19 protein-coding genes are annotated in these 19,157 nt (G+C 33.2%); 13 read left to right on the top strand and 6 right to left on the bottom strand.

The features are described from left to right. The 7 genes from mltG (at window position 1) to TTHT_RS04540 (ending at window position 5,946) form a co-directional block, all read left to right on the top strand. Window positions 1–1,023 carry an endolytic transglycosylase MltG gene (gene mltG, locus TTHT_RS04570; protein WP_201328858.1) on the top strand — a complete coding sequence of 341 codons (1,023 nt, stop codon included), beginning with the start codon at window positions 1–3 and terminating at the stop codon, window positions 1,021–1,023. After that, entirely contained in the window at window positions 1,005–2,231 is a 1,227-nt protein-coding gene (locus TTHT_RS04565; RefSeq protein ID WP_201328857.1) for a peptidase U32 family protein, read from the top strand. Before mltG ends, TTHT_RS04565 begins: the two co-directional genes overlap by 19 nt. Next, window positions 2,218–2,475 carry a DUF4911 domain-containing protein gene (locus tag TTHT_RS04560; protein ID WP_201328856.1) on the top strand — a complete coding sequence of 86 codons (258 nt, stop codon included), beginning with the start codon at window positions 2,218–2,220 and terminating at the stop codon, window positions 2,473–2,475. Before TTHT_RS04565 ends, TTHT_RS04560 begins: the two co-directional genes overlap by 14 nt. Window position 2,476: 1 nt before the next feature. Beyond that, entirely contained in the window at window positions 2,477–2,944 is a 468-nt protein-coding gene (locus tag TTHT_RS04555) for a hypothetical protein (RefSeq protein WP_201328855.1), read from the top strand. Window positions 2,945–2,962: 18 nt separating this feature from the next. After that, window positions 2,963–4,327, top strand: a complete 1,365-nt coding sequence (gene hslU, locus TTHT_RS04550; protein ID WP_201329008.1) for an ATP-dependent protease ATPase subunit HslU — start codon at window positions 2,963–2,965, stop codon at window positions 4,325–4,327. Window positions 4,328–4,563: 236 nt separating this feature from the next. Next, window positions 4,564–5,568 (top strand): asparaginase, encoded by a 1,005-nt coding sequence (locus TTHT_RS04545; protein WP_201328854.1) that lies wholly within the window; start codon window positions 4,564–4,566, stop codon window positions 5,566–5,568. Window positions 5,569–5,679: 111 nt separating this feature from the next. Further along, window positions 5,680–5,946, top strand: coding sequence for an HU family DNA-binding protein (locus tag TTHT_RS04540; protein WP_201328853.1), 267 nt, complete (start codon window positions 5,680–5,682; stop codon window positions 5,944–5,946). Here the strand turns inward: TTHT_RS04540 and TTHT_RS04535 are convergent. The 6 genes from TTHT_RS04535 to TTHT_RS04510 all read right to left on the bottom strand — a co-directional run bounded on the left by TTHT_RS04535 (window position 5,943) and on the right by TTHT_RS04510 (window position 12,771). Further along, window positions 5,943–6,521, bottom strand: a complete 579-nt coding sequence (locus TTHT_RS04535) for a Maf family protein (protein WP_201328852.1) — start codon at window positions 6,519–6,521, stop codon at window positions 5,943–5,945. The two genes, TTHT_RS04540 and TTHT_RS04535, sit on opposite strands and share 4 nt — an antisense overlap. Further along, the gene (locus TTHT_RS04530; protein WP_201328851.1) at window positions 6,521–6,820 is read right to left on the bottom strand and encodes a DUF3467 domain-containing protein; all 300 of its coding nucleotides are present in this window, start codon (window positions 6,818–6,820) and stop codon (window positions 6,521–6,523) included. Before TTHT_RS04530 ends, TTHT_RS04535 begins: the two co-directional genes overlap by 1 nt. A 101-nt stretch (window positions 6,821–6,921) precedes the next feature. Beyond that, a complete protein-coding gene (locus tag TTHT_RS04525; RefSeq protein WP_201328850.1) occupies window positions 6,922–7,119 on the bottom strand; it encodes a YgaP family membrane protein in 198 nt (65 codons plus the stop codon). Beyond that, window positions 7,109–10,354 carry an efflux RND transporter permease subunit gene (locus TTHT_RS04520; RefSeq protein ID WP_201328849.1) on the bottom strand — a complete coding sequence of 1,082 codons (3,246 nt, stop codon included), beginning with the start codon at window positions 10,352–10,354 and terminating at the stop codon, window positions 7,109–7,111. Before TTHT_RS04520 ends, TTHT_RS04525 begins: the two co-directional genes overlap by 11 nt. Window position 10,355: 1 nt before the next feature. Next, window positions 10,356–11,411, bottom strand: a complete 1,056-nt coding sequence (locus TTHT_RS04515; RefSeq protein ID WP_201328848.1) for an efflux RND transporter periplasmic adaptor subunit — start codon at window positions 11,409–11,411, stop codon at window positions 10,356–10,358. A 10-nt stretch (window positions 11,412–11,421) separates the two neighbouring features. Next, on the bottom strand, window positions 11,422–12,771 hold the full coding sequence (locus TTHT_RS04510; RefSeq protein WP_201328847.1) for a TolC family protein: 1,350 nt from the start codon (window positions 12,769–12,771) through the stop codon (window positions 11,422–11,424). Between the two features lie 184 nt (window positions 12,772–12,955). Here TTHT_RS04510 and TTHT_RS04505 point away from each other — a divergent pair, with 184 nt between their 5' ends. From TTHT_RS04505 to murI, 6 genes are read left to right on the top strand one after another with little or no spacing between them, the layout of a single operon-like run. Further along, complete coding sequence (locus TTHT_RS04505; RefSeq protein WP_201328846.1) at window positions 12,956–13,582, top strand: hypothetical protein; 627 nt, start codon at window positions 12,956–12,958, stop codon at window positions 13,580–13,582. Window positions 13,583–13,620: 38 nt separating this feature from the next. Beyond that, window positions 13,621–14,904 carry a phosphopyruvate hydratase gene (gene eno, locus TTHT_RS04500; RefSeq protein ID WP_201328845.1) on the top strand — a complete coding sequence of 428 codons (1,284 nt, stop codon included), beginning with the start codon at window positions 13,621–13,623 and terminating at the stop codon, window positions 14,902–14,904. After that, window positions 14,901–15,218 (top strand): FtsB family cell division protein, encoded by a 318-nt coding sequence (locus tag TTHT_RS04495; RefSeq protein WP_201328844.1) that lies wholly within the window; start codon window positions 14,901–14,903, stop codon window positions 15,216–15,218. Before eno ends, TTHT_RS04495 begins: the two co-directional genes overlap by 4 nt. After that, the gene (locus TTHT_RS04490; protein ID WP_201328843.1) at window positions 15,215–15,862 is read left to right on the top strand and encodes a DUF502 domain-containing protein; all 648 of its coding nucleotides are present in this window, start codon (window positions 15,215–15,217) and stop codon (window positions 15,860–15,862) included. The genes TTHT_RS04495 and TTHT_RS04490 overlap by 4 nt, the downstream gene beginning before the upstream one ends. Then, window positions 15,843–18,350, top strand: a complete 2,508-nt coding sequence (locus TTHT_RS04485) for an ATP-binding protein (RefSeq protein ID WP_201328842.1) — start codon at window positions 15,843–15,845, stop codon at window positions 18,348–18,350. The genes TTHT_RS04490 and TTHT_RS04485 overlap by 20 nt, the downstream gene beginning before the upstream one ends. After that, entirely contained in the window at window positions 18,350–19,156 is an 807-nt protein-coding gene (gene murI, locus TTHT_RS04480; protein ID WP_201328841.1) for a glutamate racemase, read from the top strand. The genes TTHT_RS04485 and murI overlap by 1 nt, the downstream gene beginning before the upstream one ends. Window position 19,157 lies beyond the last annotated feature (1 nt).

Raw genomic sequence — 19,157 nt, 5'->3', positions numbered from 1 at the left:
ATGAAAAAAATAGTTTTAATTTCAATTTCAGTAATTATTGTGCTTTCCCTTTTGTATGGTTTTGCAAGCCTTTTTTCTTCAAAGAAGGTTTCCTGTGTAATAGAGATTAAACAAGGGGAAAGTGTTAAATCAATAGCCAGACAGGTTGAAGAAAAAACACCTTTTTCTTCAAGGCTTTTTCTATTTACAGTGAGAATGTTAAACCTTGATAGGAAGTTAAAGGCAGGCTATTACTCTTTTTCAAACTATTACAACATCATTGACTTTGCAAAGAGGCTAACAAAGGGAGAGGCAAGGCTAATAAAGGTAACCTTTCCCGAAGGGTTTAACTGTTTTGAAATATTTGACAGGCTTGAAAAATCAAACTTAGGAAAAAAAGAAGTTTATATGCAGTACTTCTATACTCCTCAGGATTTTTTGCCTGATGAATTTAAAAGTGCAAAAACACTGGAAGGGTTTTTATTTCCCGATACTTATTTATTCAGGGCAAATTCAACTGAAAAAGAGATTATAGAGCAGATGGTTTCACAATTTAAAGTGCAGTTTAAAAAAGCAAAAGAGTTTGCATGCTTAAAGGAAAGAGGGATTGAGTTAAGCGATTATGAGGTGTTGAAGCTTGCGTCTTTGGTTGAAAAGGAGACTTCAGTTGTTAGCGAAATGCCTTTAATTGCATCTGTTTTTTACAACAGGCTGAAGAAGGGAATGAGGCTTGAATGCGACCCAACAATTATCTATGCCCTTATTTTAGAGGGAAGGTATGACGGAAATATCAGGAAAAAAGACATAAGAATGAAGCATCCATTTAACACCTATTACATAAAAGGATTGCCGCCAACACCGATTGCAAACCCAGGGTTTAACGCAATGAAGGCTGCCTTTTGCCCGGCAGTTTCAAAGTATCTATTTTTTGTATCAAATAACGAGGGAAAGCATTTGTTTAGTGAGACTTACAAGCAACACTTAAAGTATGTAAAAGAATATCAGGTTATCTATTGGAGAAGAAAGTGGAAGAAAAAAAGATAAAAAAACCTGAATTGCTTGCCCCGGCAGGCAATTTTGAAAAAATGCTTACCGCATTTCACTTCGGGGCTGATGCTGTTTATTTAGGCTTAAAAAGGTTTTCTTTAAGAAATTTTGCAGGCAATTTCACACTTGATCAGTTAAGCGAAGCGGTAACAGTTGCTAATGAATTGGGGAAAAAGGTATATGTTACCTTGAATATTTTTCCTTATGACGAGGATTTAGAAGAAATAGAGTACATTTTATTTGAGTTAAACACAATTAAGCCTCACGGTTTAATTGTTTCAGACCCTGCAATCTTTTTGCTTGCTAAGGAATTGACTGACATTGATGTCCACATTTCCACCCAGTTAAATGTTATGAATACAAAAACCGCCAATTTCTGGTTTAAGCAGGGGGTATCAAGGATTGTTGTGGCAAGGGAGTTGAATTTAAACCAGATAAGTAATATGTGCAAAAACGCAAATGGAGAGATAGAGGTTTTTGTCCACGGAGCACTTTGTATTGCATATTCCGGAAGGTGCTTTCTTTCCCTCTATATGACAGGGAGAAGCGCTAACAGGGGAGAGTGCACCCAGAGTTGCAGGTGGAATTACAAACTGCTTGAAGAGGCAGAGAGGCCGGGGCAGTACTTTCCAATTGAGGAGGACGAGAGGGGAAGCTATATCTTTAATTCAAAAGATTTATGCGCAATTCCTGTTTTAGACAAACTAATTGATGCGGGAGTTGCGTCTTTAAAGATTGAAGGAAGAATGAAGTCAATGCACTATGTTGCTGTAACTACAGATGTTTACAGAACTGCAATTGATTTAATTTGTGAGGGGAAGAGGGAAGATTTTGAAAAAATGAAAGACAGTTTTGTTGAAGAATTATCAAGGGTAAGCAATAGAGGTTTTACCACAAACTTTTTTGAAGGCACTCCTGATTCTTCAAGTTATAACTTTGAGTCATCAAAATATATAAACCAGTTTGCTTTTGTTGGAAGCGTGGTGAATAAAACGGAAGAGTATATTGAAATACTATTAAAAAATCCTCTTTCAAAGGGAGAAATTGTTGAATTGAGAGACAGGGGATTGAAGGTTGAAAAGTTTAAAGTTGAAAAACTGTTTGCTGCAAACAATGGGGAAGAGGTAGAAAAAGGAAATCCGAATACAGTTGTTAGGGTTTATGGAAATTTTAACTGCGGGGTAAATTCAATTGTTAGAAAGTAAAGCGATTAATTTAGAAGATGCAAAAACAATTGAGGTTTTTACGGAAACAAAAAAGGAAAATATCTTTTATTTAAGGGTAATTCTTGAAAGCTATGAGGGGCTTGCAATTATGACAACTGTTAACGATGAGTCAACATTGTTGAAATTTGCCTGCCTTAAATGTAACTTTGAAGATTGCATAAATCTGTTAAAATCTCTTGAGAGGGAGAGTTTATTATCCATAAAAAAAATTAAAGAGGTTTAGTATGAAGAAATTATTATTTTTATCATTATTATTTGCGGTTTTAATTTTAAATAGTTGTTCGTCAAAACCTTTTCCTGGCTTTTTCGGGCTTAAACCAGGTATGAATATAAAAGAGTTTATAAGTACTGCAAAGAAAAATGGACTATACCTTCATTCAGGTGATTCTTTTACCGTTAAATTTTGCGATGAGTTTGCAAGCGTTTCCCCTATTTTCAAAGGGGATAAAATAAAGGCAATTGATATATGGTTTGGATACAAAAAAGACCCTCAAAAGGCAAGGGATTTTATTTTCAAACTTAAAGGTTGTTTAACAAAGCTTTACGGCATTCCAATTTCAAGAACTATTAGCCACCCTAACTTTACAGTAGTACACTATTACTGGAAGTTTAAAGATGCGTATGTTTACGTTGGGGTGAGAATTAAACACTTTAAATCATACCCAAGAATACTGATAATTAGAAGAGATTAAAGGAGAGAAAATATGAAAATGTTAGAGAGAAAAGAGTTATTACCAAGAGAGATAGTTGAGCATCTTGATAAGTATATTATTGGCCAAAATGAGGCAAAGAAGGCTGTTGCAATTGCTTTGAGAAACAGGATAAGAAGGCAAAAGCTTCCAAAAGAGTTAGCAGAGGAGATTACTCCCAAAAACATAATTATGATAGGACCAACAGGGGTTGGTAAAACTGAAATTGCAAGAAGGCTTGCCAAGCTTGCAAATGCCCCCTTTGTGAAAGTTGAAGCATCTAAATTTACCGAAGTGGGGTATGTTGGAAGGGATGTTGAGTCTATGATAAGAGACCTTGTAAGGGTTGCCATTCAGATGGTAAAGGAGACTTATACAAAAAAGATTCAAAAACAGGCAAGGGAAAAGGCAATTGACAGGGTTTTAGATATTCTATTCCCAGCACCATCAATGCCTGATAGCAGTGATGACCCAAGATTTCCCCACTATGAAAGAATGATCAATTTAAGAGAGGAAAAGAGAAAAGATGTTGAAAACGGGCTGTTTGATGATAGAAAAATAGAGGTTGAAGTAAAAAAACAGGCAAGCCCTCAGGTTATTTTTGACATTGTAGCAGGCGGAACAATGGATATGTTTGAGGATTTAAAAGACGGGCTCTCCGGTTTGTTTGAGCCTCCCAAAAAGAAGAGCAGGGAAATGACTGTAAAAGAGGCTATTGACTTTTTTACCGAAGAAGAAGCAGAAAAGATGATTGATATGGAAAAGGTAAAGGAAGAGGCTATAAAGCTTGCTGAAAACAACGGAATAATATTTTTAGACGAAATAGACAAGATTACTTCACGCTCATCAGGGGGTAGTGGCCCTGATGTTAGCAGGGAAGGGGTGCAGAGAGATTTACTTCCTATTATTGAGGGTTCAACAGTGCCAACAAAGTATGGCATTGTTAGGACAGACCATATTTTGTTTATTGCAGCAGGGGCGTTTCACATAGCAAAGCCATCTGATTTAATCCCTGAATTGCAGGGTAGGTTTCCAATAAGGGTTGAGTTGCACTCATTAACCAAAGACGATTTTGTTAAAATTTTAACCCAGCCGAAGAATGCATTAATTAAGCAGTATCAGGCTTTAATGGAAACAGAAAATGTAAGCCTTGTTTTTGAAAAAGAGGCAATTGAAACAATTGCAGAGTATGCTTATATTGCAAACGATTCAATTGAAAATATAGGGGCAAGAAGGCTTCATACAATTATGGAAAAATTGCTTGAGGATATTCTTTTTAAAGGCCCTGAATTAAGCGGAACTGTTGTTACAGTTGATAAGAAATTTGTTGAAGATAAGCTGAAAGAGATAATTTCAAAAGAGGATGTAGGAAAGTATATTTTGTAGGTGTTGGGTTTTAGGTATTTGGTATTGGGTTCTGGGTTTTAGGTTTGAGGTTTTGGGTTTGAAAATTTTGGATTTTTGATGCTGGATTTTGGATTGATGAGTAAGTATCTCTTTGTAGAAATTAATTTGATTTTTTCCTTAATCTATAATTCAACATTCAGAATCCATAATTTAAAATCTAAAATTCAAAGTTTAAAAATTTATTCATCGTGGGTAACTGTTTTAACGAGGTGAAAATGAGTAAAAAGATTTTAATGATACACACAGGCGGCACATTGGGAATGGCTGAAGGTAAACCAGATAATAGCTTGAAACCTGTTCAATTTCAGGAAAGTGTGGTAAATTTTGTCCCTGAGTTAAATCAGCTTGCTGATATTGAAACTGTTTTTGCATTTAACATTGATAGTGCCAATTTAACAATTAAACACATAAACAAACTTGTTGAAGTCATAAAAGAAAATTACGAACTTTATGATGGTTTTGTAATTATTCACGGAACAGATGCAATGGCTTACTCTGGCTCTGCTCTTTCTTTTTTGATAAAGAACAACAAAAAGCCAATTATTTTAACAGGCTCTCAGAAGCCTTTAAGACACATTAGAACAGATGCAAGGTTAAACCTCATAAATGCGGTGGAGTTTGCCACAATGGATATTCCTGAGGTTGCTATATGCTTTAATTCAAAGTTGATGAGGGCAAACAGGGCAACAAAGGTTTCAAGTGGAGATTTTGACGCCTTTGATTCCCCTAATTTTCCTTACCTTGCAACTGTTGGAGTTGAAATTAATTTAAACAACCGTTGTATAATGCCTATATCTTTTGGTGGAGAAATAGAGTTCAATTTTCTAAAAGAAAAAAATATTGTCCATATAAAGACTTTTCCTGGATTAAATCCGTCAATTTACAGGCATTTTTTAAACAATGATACAGATGGAATAATTGTCGAAGCATATGCAACAGGCAATATTCCCATTCTGGAAAATTCTCTTATACCGTTTATCATTGAGGCAAATGAATTAGGTATTCCGGTTATAATTACCTCTCAGGCAAAGAGAGGGAAGATAAACCTTGATGCGTACGAATGTGGTAGAAAAGCAAAAGAGGCAGGAGCAATTTCTGCCCTTGATATGACTATTGAATCAGCAATAATGAAATTTCAGTACCTGTTGTCAAAAGATTATAATGTTTCTGAGATAAAAAAGCTTTTTTTAAAAAATATTTCAGGAGAAATAAGCGAATAAAAATTAAAAAAATTGATTAATTTCAAAAAATCTCAATTATTTTCTTGATTTTATTCATTAAAAGAGTTATATTTTCTTTAAGATAGTTGAAAATAATTGGTGGAGGATTGTATGGTTAAGAATGATATTGTAAAAAAGATTGTAGAATCAACCGGTATTTCTACAGCTGAGGCAAATGAGGCTGTAAACATCATGATTTCTTCTATTAAAGATGCAATTTTGAAGGGAGAAAGGGTAGAGTTTAGAGGGTTTGGCATTTTTTATTTAAGAAACAAAAAGTTAGGGGTTGGTAGAAATCCTAAAACAGGCGAAGTGATTAAAATTAAAGAAGGCAAATCAATCAAGTTCAAACCAGGTAAACAATTAAAAAATATTTAATCTTTTTTTAGAAAGGGCAAATTAATTTTATTTTTCTTTAACTTTTGATAGAATTTTGCAATTGGAAAACCGACAACATTAAAATAGTCCCCTTTTATTGATCTTATAAATATTTTTCCGTGTCCCTGAATTCCGTAAGCTCCTGCTTTGTCCATAGGTTCGTTTGTGGAGATATACCATTCAATTTCTTCATCAGTTAATTCGTAAAATTCGACCTGCGTTTCATCGTAAAAAGAGAAACAGAAGTCTTTTATAAAAACTGATACGCCTGTAATTACCTTATGTGTTTTACCAGATAGTTTTCTGAGAATATTCTTAGCATCTTCCCTGTCTTTTGGTTTTTCCAAAATTTCATTATCAAGTACAACTACAGTATCGGCAGCAATTACATTTTCTTTATTGTGTTTTTTTAATACAAACCTTCCTTTTGCTTGAGACAGCTTCATTACAAGGTTTGCAGGGTTTTTAGACTTAATAGAAGTCTCATCAACTTCCGGGTGTATTACTTCTAAATCAGGTATTATTGTTTTAAGTAACTCAAGCCTTCTTGGTGATTTTGATGCAAGGACAAACATTACCTGTCAAACCCGACCTTTTTGTCTTTTTCGTCAAGAATTATTTTCCCATGCTGATTTTCGTATTTTTCAACATTGTTTTCCAGTGCCTTTAAAAATGCTTTCATTTGAATGGGGGACATAATAACCCTTGACATAACCTTAGGTTTTCCGGGAGGTGGGGTTACCCTTATAAAATCAATTACAAATTCCCCTTTGTTAAACATTACATTTGCGCTGTTTACATAAATCCCTTCAGCAACCTTATCATCTATCTGCAACTGAATCTGATGAGGGTTGTTTGGTTTATTGTCTGACATAATTTACTCCTTTAATTTTTCTTAAAATATTATATCAGTTTGAAAAATCTTTTAAATAAAAAAAGAGGGGGAACCCCCCTCTCTAAATTTAAGAATCTGGTTTAACAGGAGTCGTCTTTTAACCCTATTTTTTTTAATATTGTCATCATAGGGCACCAATTAGTAAATGCAGATTGAATAAGGTTTACTCCAATAAAAGCGGTAAACCACCACCAATTTTTGTTAACATAAACAGCCAGTAAAACAGAAACAAGGATAAAAATGCCTGCAACCAACCTTAGCGCTCTGTTAACTGTCATATGAATCCTCCTCTTCAAATTTTTTCAAAGGAATAACCTTTGAAGTGTAATAGTATAAAACAGGTATTACAAATAGGGTTAAAATTGTAGATACAATAACTCCAAACATAAGAGAGATAGCCAGCCCTTCAAAAATTGGATCCATAATGATTACAAGAGCATCCACAACAAGTGCCATAGCAGTTAAAACAATAGGCCTGAACCTTACCACTCCAGCGTCAACAACAGCCTCTCTTAAAGGTTCTCCATGTTCAAGCCTTAATTCAGTAAAATCAATAAGAAGTATAGAGTTTCTTACAATAATTCCAGCAAGTGCAATAAAACCTATCATTGAAGTTGCGGTGAAAAATTTGCCAGTTATCCAGTGGCCTGGCACAATTCCCACAAGGGTTAAAGGAATAGGGGACATAATGATTAATGGCGTTATAAATGATCTAAACCATCCCACAACAAGGATGTATATAAGTACCATAACCGCTGCAAAGGCTATTCCCATATCCCTGAATACCTCATAGGTTATGTGCCATTCTCCATCCCATTTCATTTCATACTTTTTGTCCACAAACGGTAAGTCGGTAAATCTTTGGTTCAGTTTGTAACCAGTTCCTATATCAAGTTTTTCTATTTTTTTCTTCATTTTTAGTATTGCGTAAACAGGAGATTCTTCCTTTCCTGAAACCTCGCCTGTGACATAGACAACAGGCATTAGGTTTTTATGGTAAATCCAGGTATCTGCAACAGTCTTTTTAACTTTTACAAGTTCAGATAAAGGAACCATTCTGCCGTCTTTAGCATGAACATAAATATCTGTTAGGTCTTTAATTGAAGTCCTGTCTTTCCTTGGCAATCTGACATTTATACAAACATTTTCCATTTCCCTTGGAACATCAGCCAATCCTAAATCCATCCCATACTGAACCAATGCAAGGGTTTTAGCAATCTGTTCCACAGTAATTCCATTGTATGCTGCTTTTACCGGGTCAGGCACAAGTTCATATTTTACCTGCGGGTCCTGAACATACCAGTCAACATCAACAACTCCATCTGTTTCTTCAAAAATTTTTTTAATCTTTCTTGCTATCTCAATCTGTTTGTTGTAATCTGGTCCATAAATTTCTGCCAAAAGTGTTGAAAGCACAGGAGGTCCCGGTGGAATTTCAGTTATCTTTACATTTGCTCCATATTTTTTTGCAATTTTTTGAACTGGACCTCTTATCTCTTTAGCTAAATCATGGGATTTTTTCTTTCTTTTATGTTTGTTTACGAAATTAACCTGAATATCTGCTACATTTTCCCCTCTTCTTAAAAAGTAATGTCTTACGAGCCCATTGAAGTTAAAGGGGGCAGCAGTTCCTGCATAAATCTCAAAGTCTGATACTTCAGGAACAGTTCTTAAATAATCCCCTATTTCCCTTGCAACTGTTGTGGTATTTTCCAGAGTGGTGCCTTCCGGCATATCAATTATTATCTGAAGTTCAGCCTTGTTGTCATAGGGGAGCATTTTAACAATTGTCTTTTTTGCAAGAAAAAGGTAAATAGAGCCTGACAATAAAAACACAACAAACATGATAAAGAAGAAAGCCTTTTTCCCATCGTCTACTAATAAGTACATAAATTTTTTATAATAGCTATATAGTTTCCCACCAGTCTCTTCTTTAACCTCATCCTCGCTAAATTTTTCTCCTTTAAGCAGCCTGTAAGCAAGCCAGGGGGAAACTATAAATGCAACTAAAAGTGAAAAAAGCATTGCAGCAGAAGCATTTATAGGAATAGGCCTCATATAAGGCCCCATCATTCCTGTTACAAATGCAAGAGGTAGTAGTGCTGCAATTACTGTAAATGTTGCAAGAATTGTAGGGTTTCCCACCTCGTCAACAGCAAATGCCGCAATTTCTTTTAAGTTACCTTTACCTCTATTGATTACAAAGTGCCTGTGGATGTTTTCCACAACAACAATAGCATCGTCAACAAGGATTCCAATCGCAAAGATTAAAGCAAAAAGAGACACCCTGTTTAAGGTATATCCAAAGAAGTAGGATGCAAACAAAGTTAATGCTAAGGTAACAGGTACTGCAATTAAAACAACAATTGCCTCTTTTATACCTAATGCAAAACCCATAAATATAGCAACAGCAACAGTTGCAATAATTACATGCTCAATTAACTCGTTTGATTTATCCTGGGCAGTTTCTCCGTAATCCCTTGTGACGGCAACATGCACATCTTTAGGAATAATATACCCCTTTAATTCTTTAACCATCTTTTTTACTTCATGTGCTATAACAACTGAATTACTTCCTTTTCGTTTAGCAATTGAAATTGTTACAGCAGGGTAGAGGTATTTATTATACTTATCTATATCCCTTTTTTCAGCACTTGGCCCAACGCCAAAGAAAACATAGTTGTCAATTTCCTTTGGCCCATCAACAATTTTTGCAACATCTTTAAGGAATACAGGTTTTCCCATATAAACGCCAACAACTAAGTTTTCTAAGTCCTCTATTTTCTGGATAAAATATCCAGTTTCCACAACAAAGGATTTATTATCTGTCTGAATTTCTCCGGCAGGTAAATTCCAGTGCCTTTTCATTAACATATCAGCAATTTGCAATGGGGAAATATTTTTTACCTTCATTTTTACAGGGTCAAGAATTACCCTGAATGTTCTGGGGGTTCCCCCTATAATATCAATTCTGGAAACATCCTTAATTCTTTTTATCTTTTCTGCAACTTCTGTGGCAAGCCTTCTTAATTGGTAATGGTCGTATTTATCTGAATAAAGGGTTAACGCAACCTGTGGAACATCATCAATAGAAAACTCCCTTACAAGAGGAAATGAAATACCAGGTGGAATTTTGTCATAGTTAGACTGAAGCTTTTGCAGAACTTTTACAAGTGACCTTTCAGCATCTTCTCCAACATAAAATCTAACTGTTGTGAGTGAGAAATTTGGTGCTGAAGTAGAATAAACATACTCAACTCCTGGGATTTCCCACATTAAATTTTCAACTGGTATTGTAACCTTTGTTTCAACCTGTTTGGCAGATGCCCCGGGGTACATTACCATTACATCAATCATTGGAACAACAATTTGAGGTTCTTCCTCCCTTGGTGTAATTAAGACGGCAAAAATTCCCATTAAAAGAGAGATTATAATAATCAAGGGAGTTAGTTTTGAATCTATAAAGTACCTTGCTATAGAGCCTGAAAGCCCGAATTTATGTTTTTTTTCCATTTTACATCTCCTCCAGTTTCACTCCGTCAGAGATTCTGGAAAGGTTTGAACACGCTACAGTTTCATCACCTTTTAGGCCTGACAATACCTCAAACTTATCACCGAATTTTTTGCCTAATCTAACCAGGGTTAGTTTTGCTATATTGTTTTTATCAACAACATAAACAATATTTAACTCGCCTCTTTTTAAAATACATTTTTCAGGGACAAAAATTCTCTGTTTTGGTGTTGAATTAAAGTATGCAACTCCGTACATACCGGCTTTAAGCCTTTCATCAAATGGGATAGCAATTCTAACAGTAACAGTGTGGGTTAAGAAATCTGAACCACCAGAAATCTCAGCAACTTCACCTTCAATCTTTTCAGGTAATGAGTCAAGTTTTACACTGACTTTATCGCCTTTTTTAATGTATTTTGCATCTGATTCACCTATTGTGCATTCAAACCTCAGATCCTTTGGGTCAATAATTCTCAATAAAGGCCTTCCTGGTGCAGCAAAGTCACCTATATTTACCATTCTTTCAACAACAATAGCATCGAAAGGGGAAACAACCTTTGAGTATTTTAAATAAGCCTTTGCTTCGTTTACAGCACCTTTTGCCATTTCAACTGCGCCTTTTGCCTTATTGTACTGAAATTCCATTTGCTCCAACTCAACCTTTGAGCAGGCGTTTCTTTTGTAAAGCTCCTTAAACCTCTCGTAATTGTTTTTTGCAATTGTTAATGCAGCTTCAGCCTGGGCAAGAGCTCCCTTTGCCTGTTGTAATTTAGATTTTATGTCTGATGAGTCTATGGTTAAAAGTGATTGGCCTTTTTTAACAAAATCCCCTGCCTTAACCTGAATGTTGAGAATTGTTCCAATAGATTTTGCCATAATATAAGCGTCTTTGATAGATGTTACCTGTCCTGGTGCTTCAACTAATTCAGAGGTAACAACCTTTTCCACTTTTGTAAATTTAGTTTTAACTGGCGGTAGTTGTTTTAACTCTCCCACATCGTTTTTAGAGCATGAAACTAATATTAAAGCAAATATGCTAAACAGCAGTACCTTTTTCATCTAATCCTCCTTAATTTATTTTTCCTATCATAAATTTTAGTTTTTCTTCTGCTTTTAAGTAATCAAACAATGCGTGCAGTTTCTGGGTTTTAGCCTGAATATACTGGGTGTCTGCATCAAGCAGGTCAGTTGTCTTTTCCACTCCCTTTTTGTACCTTTCTTCCCTTAACTTTAAGTTTTCCTTTGCCTGCTTTTCAGATAACTCTGCAACTTTGTACCTTTTTTTGGCTTCATTTAAATTAAAGTAAGCCTGTTTAACCTGCAAATAAATTCCCTCTTCCATTTGTTTTAAGTATTTGGAATAGGAATTATACTGCTCTTTAGCCCTTAGCACCCTGTTTTTTGTTTTGAAGCCATTAAAAAGATTAAATTTAGCAACAGCCATAATCTTAAACGAATCTCCATCAGTTCCTAAAAACTGTTTATCATGGTAATTCAATTCTCCAATTAGAAATAATTTAGGTTTGTATTCACTTTTTTCAATACTAATATTGTGCTTTGCAGCATCAACCTTTAATTTTAACTCTTTATAATCTGGTCTATTTTCAATCGCCTCTGTTAGCAATTTATCAAGATTGTATTCTTTATCCTCAAATTTAAATTGATTAACAAATTCAAAATCTTTATTCTGGTCAACGCCAATAACATTATTGAAGTATGCCTTTGCAAGTTTGTAATTGTTTTCTGCTGTTATCTTCTTTTGTTCAACATCGCCTAAAAATACCTTTGCCTGCAATAAGTCCGCTTCCATAATAAAGCCGGTGTCATAGTAAGCCTGAGCCATGTCAACATGGGTTTTCACTGTTTTAACAACTTCGTCCATTAACTCAACATACTTTTTTGCAAGTAAAACATTTAAATATGCTGTTTTAGTATTAAATATAACTTCCTGTTTTGCTCTTTCAAACTTCTTTTCCCCTGCCTTTGCCATTTTCTGGCCTGCTTTAATCCCGTGAGTTATTTTTCCGCCCATATAGAGGGGTTGCACTATTTGAAGCTGGGTAATTGAATCGTTAAGTGGAGAAGGGTGGTTGGGGTCATTTACCATTAAATCCATTAAGTTAAAGTTTTCCTGGGAAAGTGAAAGTGCAAATGTTTCCATTGGATTGTTGGTTCTCATTACAATCTCGTTTAAATTTACCTGAGGAAGCCTGTAACTCTTTGCCTCTTTTTCATAAGTTTTAGCTGCGTTTTTCTCATGCTCAACAGCCTTTAAATAAGGTGAGTTTTCAAGTGCAATTTTTATTGCTTTATCCAGAGTCATTTTTTCAATAGGTTTTAAATTTTGTTGTGCAATTGCATGCAAATTAACTATTGTTGTTATTGAAAATATTAAAATTAACTTGATGAATCCCTTCATATAAATACCTCCAATTTTTTTATATCCTTTTTATTTGATGCTATCACAAACAAAATGTTACAGCAAAGTAAAAAAAATATTCTGGATGTAAGAGGTTTTCAATATATTTTTAAGCTTTTTAAGTAGTATTTTTAATGTTTTGCAATTATAATTTTAATAAGAAATAATTTTTACGAGGTGTAAAATGCAAAAAGCAAGGTTTTATTTGTTGGATAGTACAATTATAGACGGTTATGTTAATGATAGCGGTATTGGAAATTTGAGGTTAATAGATTTATTGAACTCTTCAGTAAATAAGAGGAAAATGGGTGAAGGAGTTTTTTTGTCAATAAAATCTGCAATACAGATGATTTTCGTTAAAAAACAGATTGAAGATAGTGGGGAGGAGAGTGCTATTTTTACTGAAGAGCAGGAAGAAAAGGAAGTTCCCCTTGATTTTATTCTTGATGAATCGTTGCAATTGGAGAAAACATTATCTTTTGAGGATAGCGATTATACTGTAAGTTTAAACCAAATTCTTTTTGCACATTCAATGTCAGAGTTTAAAGGGGTAAAAAATGAAAGGGCGAGGGCTTTAAAAAACCTGATACCTGTATCAATAAATATCCTCACAATAAATAATTATATGATTTCAGGAAATCTTATGGTTCCGGCTATTAGCAAAGGAGAGTTACCTAAAGATATTTATATAGGAAAGCACTTTGTCGTTTTAAGTGAGGTTAAACTGAAGTATCTCCCATCTAAAAAAAACTATTATAGGTTTCACGATCATTTAATTGTTAACACTCAATTGATAAAGGCTTTTTATTAATCTATAATCTAAGAGATTAAATATTTTGGAGGTGAACAATGCCATATATTGAAGACATTATTGCAAGAGAAATACTTGATTCCAGAGGAAATCCAACTATAGAAGTTGATGTTATACTGGAATCCGGGATAATAGGTAGAGCTGCAATCCCTTCCGGGGCATCTACAGGGACAAGGGAAGCAGTTGAGTTGAGAGATGGGGACAAAGAAAGATTTAATGGTAAAGGCGTTTTAAAAGCAGTACAAAATGTTGAAGAGGTAATTGCTCCTGAATTAATTGGGATTGATTGCAGAGAACAGGTTTTAATAGATGAATTAATGATTGAATTAGATGGGACAAAAAACAAGAGCAGGCTGGGGGCAAATGCAATTTTGGGAGTTTCTCTTGCATGTGCTAAAGCTGCTGCTGAATATAGTGAATTGCCTTTATTTAAATATCTTGGCGGGTCACAGGCAAGGTTGTTACCTGTGCCAATGATGAATGTTTTAAATGGAGGTGTTCACGCCGATAATAGGGTTGATGTACAAGAATTCATGATTGTTCCTGCTGGAGCGCCAACTTTTTCAGAGGCTTTAAGGTATGGAGCAGAAGTGTTTCATTCTTTAAAAAAAGTTTTGAAAGCTAAGGGCTATTCCACTTCTGTTGGAGATGAAGGTGGATTTGCTCCTGATTTAAAGTCTAACGAAGAGGCATTGATGTTAATTGTAGAAGGAATTGAAAAAGCAGGTTATAAACCGGGAGAAGATGTTTTTATTGCGCTTGACCCTGCTGCAAGTGAATTTTTTAAAGATGGGAAGTACCATCTTGACTCAACAGGTGATATTTTAACTTCAGAACAGTTGATAGATTTATATGAGGAATGGGTAAAGAAGTATCCTATTTTTTCTATTGAGGATGGTCTGGCAGAATCTGATTGGGATGGCTGGAAAATTTTAACTGATAGGTTAGGGGACAAAATACAATTGGTTGGAGATGATATTTTTGTTACAAATCCCGAAATATTTCAAGAAGGGATTGAGAAAGGTATTGCAAATTCTATTTTAATTAAACTTAACCAGATAGGTACTCTAACTGAAACTGTAAACACCATTAAAATGGCTAAATTGAATGGTTATACTTCTGTTGTTTCTCACAGGTCAGGAGAGACAGAAGATACAACTATTGCTGATTTTGCTGTGGCATTTGAGACTGGGCAAATAAAAACAGGATCAATGTCAAGAACAGATAGGCTTGCAAAATACAATCAATTGTTAAGGATTGAAGAAATTTTAGGGGAAGATGCAATATATGCTGGGGTAAGTGTAATTAAAAGAAAAATATGAGAAAAAGAAAAAAGAGATTTTTTAACTGGAAAACAATTATTGTTCTAATTTACTTAATAGGAGTTAGTTTATTTCTCTTTTTCAATAAATACGGTTACAAGACTTATCTCACTCTGGAGAATAAACAAAAGAGTTTGGAAAAGATTAAAACAGAATTAATTCAGAAAAAAGAGACTTTAAAAAGGGAGCTGGAGTTGCAAAATGCATCCTCTCCCTTTTTTATTGAAATGATAGCAAGGGAAAGGCTAAGAATGGCAAAAGAGGGAGAATATATTTACTACATCTCAAAAACAAAAAAAAAGAGTGAAAAATGAAATTTAAAGGACTGAAAGCCAAATTTATTACTGGAATACTGGTTATAACTCCAGCTTTTGTAAGTATTTTTATTATTATTTTTATTTTCAATAAAATAGATAATATTTTTTCTCCTTTAATAGTTAAATTTTTTCAAAAGTACTTTTTTAATGTAGAACTTCCTCATTTTGCAATAACGCTTTTATCTCTGTTTTTTTTATTTTTATTTATTTTACTTGTAGGAGTTATTGCTGAAAATTTTATTGGGAAAAAATTGATTAAATTAATAGATAGAATATTGTCATCAACACCCCTGGTTAAAGGTATTTATGTTGCCCTTAAACAGCTATTAGATGCTTTCAGATTAACAAATAGCCAGAAATTTAATAAGGTTGTTTTTGTTGAATATCCTAAAAAAGAAATGTGGGTAATAGGGTTTACTACCGCCCCTTTATGCGAGGAGTTATCAGATTATTTTAGTAAAAAAAATATGATTAATGTTTTTATCCCTACAACCCCAAACCCGACTTCGGGGTATCTTGTGGTTGTAGAGAGAGACAGCATAGTTGAAACAAATTTATCTATTGAAGATGCTGTAAAATATGTTGTATCAGGGGGAGTGATACAACCGGAGAAGTGTAAAAATGAGTTTAAGCAAAGTTGAAAAAAATTCAAATAAGAGAAAAGTATCTAAAAAATCTGGTGTATTTTTAATTTTTATTTCTTTTGCAATAGTTTTAGTTTTATTTTTGTTTTTTTATTTTTACGCAGTAGACAATAAGGCAAAACATTTTGTTATATTGAGATTTCAAGAAAAAACGGAGGCAGAAAGTGTAGCTATTAAAGAGTTTATGCAAGATGGAAATAATTTTTTGTATTTTACAAAGAAATACCTGGAAAGAGAATTTGAAAATTATTCATATAATAAATTAATCGACCAAAAATTCAAAGAAAAGTATGTTTCTACAAGTAAAAATAAGGTTTCAAATTATAAATATGTTCTTTCTTCAAGAAAAAATAGGAGGGAAATTTCAGCAAGTTATTTAAACAAAAACGAAGTTCTTAATGAAGATATTAAAATTGTCACATTAATAACAGAGAAATTAGATGTTTTCTGGAAAAAATTTTTAGAAAAATATCCCTTTGTTCATATGACTTATGTTGATAAAAGTGGATTTTATAGAGAGTTTCCATTTAGGAAAATAGAACCTAATAATATTGGTTTTTTGTCAGATCCAAGGAATTATCCATACTACATAATTGCAACCACTATTGCAAAAGATGAGATTTTTTTAACTAATCCTTACCAAAATGGAAGTAATCTATATATTTCATTAGTAGTACCTGTCTACAAAAAAAATGAATTCAAAGGATTGCTAACAATTGATGTGTCAATGAACAACTTTGTTGACATAGTAAGAAATAATAGAGGGTTTTCCAAAGAAAATATTGATAATTTGATTTTATTTGATAATAAAGGGAATATTTATGCATTCTATATTGAAGATAAACAAAGTAGAAGCCCTGTTAGTTTTAATAATTTAAAAGAAATGTTAAAAAATCAGCAAAAATTACTCACTAAAAATTTAAAAATTTATCCTTTAATCACAAATAAAAAATTAATAAATTATCTGGAGAGTTTTTTAAACAACAAACACAGTGGACAGAAAATCACAACTAAAATTTTTGATAATTATGTTGTGTCCCTTAGTTCAGTTGATTATCAGGGATTGAATATTTTGCGTTATTCACAAACAAGACAGATTTCTAATTTTGGAACAATTGACTATATTAGAAATGGAACGATAATTGTTGCTTTTATTTTTGTTTTAATTTTGAGTTTTCTGGTATTTCTTTTAGCAAGGAATAATTTAGAAAAAAAACCAATTTTTTCTCTTGTTCAAAAGCTGTCAGATAAAAGATTAAGAGAAAAAATATTTAGCGTTTTAAATTCTAACCAGTATGAAGGTGAAGACAGTATTGTTACAATTGTGTCAAAAGAAATTTCTGATTATTTGAAAGAAATTGATGCTAAATTTATTGTTATAAAGACAGCAATAGAGAATGTAAATATAGGCATTTTAGTGGTGGATGATCTGTTAAATAACATATATGCAAATAAATGGTTTAAACAGCTAATCGTAAATGTTAATACAGTTGATTTAATGCCAGAAGAGTTAAAAACAGAAATACAAAAGTTTAATAGCAATAACTCTCAACAATTCCAAAAAATGATAAAACTTTTTGAAAGGCATTATCTATTGTCAGGTGAAAAAATAAATATCAACTTAAATTCAGAGAAAAAAAATCTTCTTTTGTTCACATTAACAAACGCTGAAGAAATAGTAAAAATGAACAAAAAATATAGTGAATTGAAAAGTAAAATAGCCCAATTAGAAGAAAATCTAAATAAATACCATAAGTCATTTGAAAATCTGAATACAAGAATAATTCAAAGTGATAAATTTGCAGTATTTGGTGAGTTAATCCAGGGAATAGTGCACAATATAAACAACCCATTAATGATTGTTACTTCGCGACTATCTATGGTAAAAAGCATTGTTGAAAATTTAGAGGATTCTATGGATAAAAAAAGGCTTATAAAACATATGGATAACATCATAAGCTCAGTTCAAAAAATTAACCAGATTATAGAGTCTGTTTTAACAAAGGCAAGGATGACTGTTGAAAAAGAGGAGCGTCTAATAAATATCAATGAGGTAATTAAAAGCGAATTAGAATTTTTTAATGCTGATTTATTTTTTAAGCATAAAGTAAAAAAAGAAATTGATTTTGACAACAATCTTCCATTAGTAAGAATAAGCCAGTCAGATTTTTCTCAGGTATTACACAATTTAATTAAAAATGCTCTTGATGCCTTAAAATCGTCAGTAAATCCAACACTATCAATTACAACTAAGGTAAAAGATCAGAAAGTAATTATTGAAATTGCGGACAATGGGCCAGGGGTGCCTGATAAGTATAGGGAGAAAATTTTTGAGCAGTATTTTACAACAAAAGGAAGCCATGGAACAGGGATTGGTCTGTATAATGCCAGGAAAATTATAGAAGAATATGAGGGACAATTGGTGTTAGATGAATCAGATAAGGGTGCAAGATTTATTATTACACTTCCTGCTGGTGGTGAGTGATGAGAAAGAAGCTTATTAAAAAAATAGGGATATTTGATTCTGGAGCAGGCGGTTTAACTGTTTTAAAAAAATTAAGAAAAAATCTCAAAGGAGTAGAGTTTTATTATCTGGGAGACACCGCAAGGCTTCCGTATGGGACAAAATCTTCCGAAACAATTGTAAATTATACATTGCAAAATGTTGATTTTCTGAGAACAAAAGATATTGAGATACTTATAGTTGCATGCAATACAGCATCAGCTTACTCAATTCCCCATCTTAAAACAAAATTAAATATTCCTGTTTATGGAGTAATTAAAGCAGGGGCAAAAAAAGCGGTTAAGGTTAGTGAAAACAAAAGGATAGGGATAATTGGGACAAGGGCAACAATACTTTCAAACTCATATCAGGATGAAATAAAAAAACTTTGCCCAGAATGTGAGATTTTTTCAAATCCAGCCCCTTTGCTTGTTCCTTTAGTAGAAGAGGGGTTAATTGAAGGAGAAATTGCAGAGAAAATCGTTTCAATTTATGTAATGCCGTTAATTGAAAACAAGATTGATACACTTGTATTAGGTTGCACCCATTATCCAGTCATGAAAAAAACAATCGGGAAAATTGTTGGTGAAAAAATTAAATTGGTTGATTCAGCCACTCCTATTCTTGAAATTTTAAAAAAATCTTTTATTTTTCCAAAAGAAGGGGAAAATAAAACTGAAATTTATGTGACTGACTATCCTGAAAATTTCGGAAAGTTAAGTGAGAAATTTCTTGAAGGGAATTTTGATAAAATTGAGCATATAGATTTACAAAAATACAGGAGTTGAT

The sequence above is a fragment of the Thermotomaculum hydrothermale genome (assembly GCF_016592575.1).
GTDB classification, from domain to species: domain Bacteria; phylum Acidobacteriota; class Holophagae; order Thermotomaculales; family Thermotomaculaceae; genus Thermotomaculum; species Thermotomaculum hydrothermale.
Note: the sequence above shows the minus strand (reverse complement) of the source record. Positions and strands in the feature narration are given on the sequence as shown.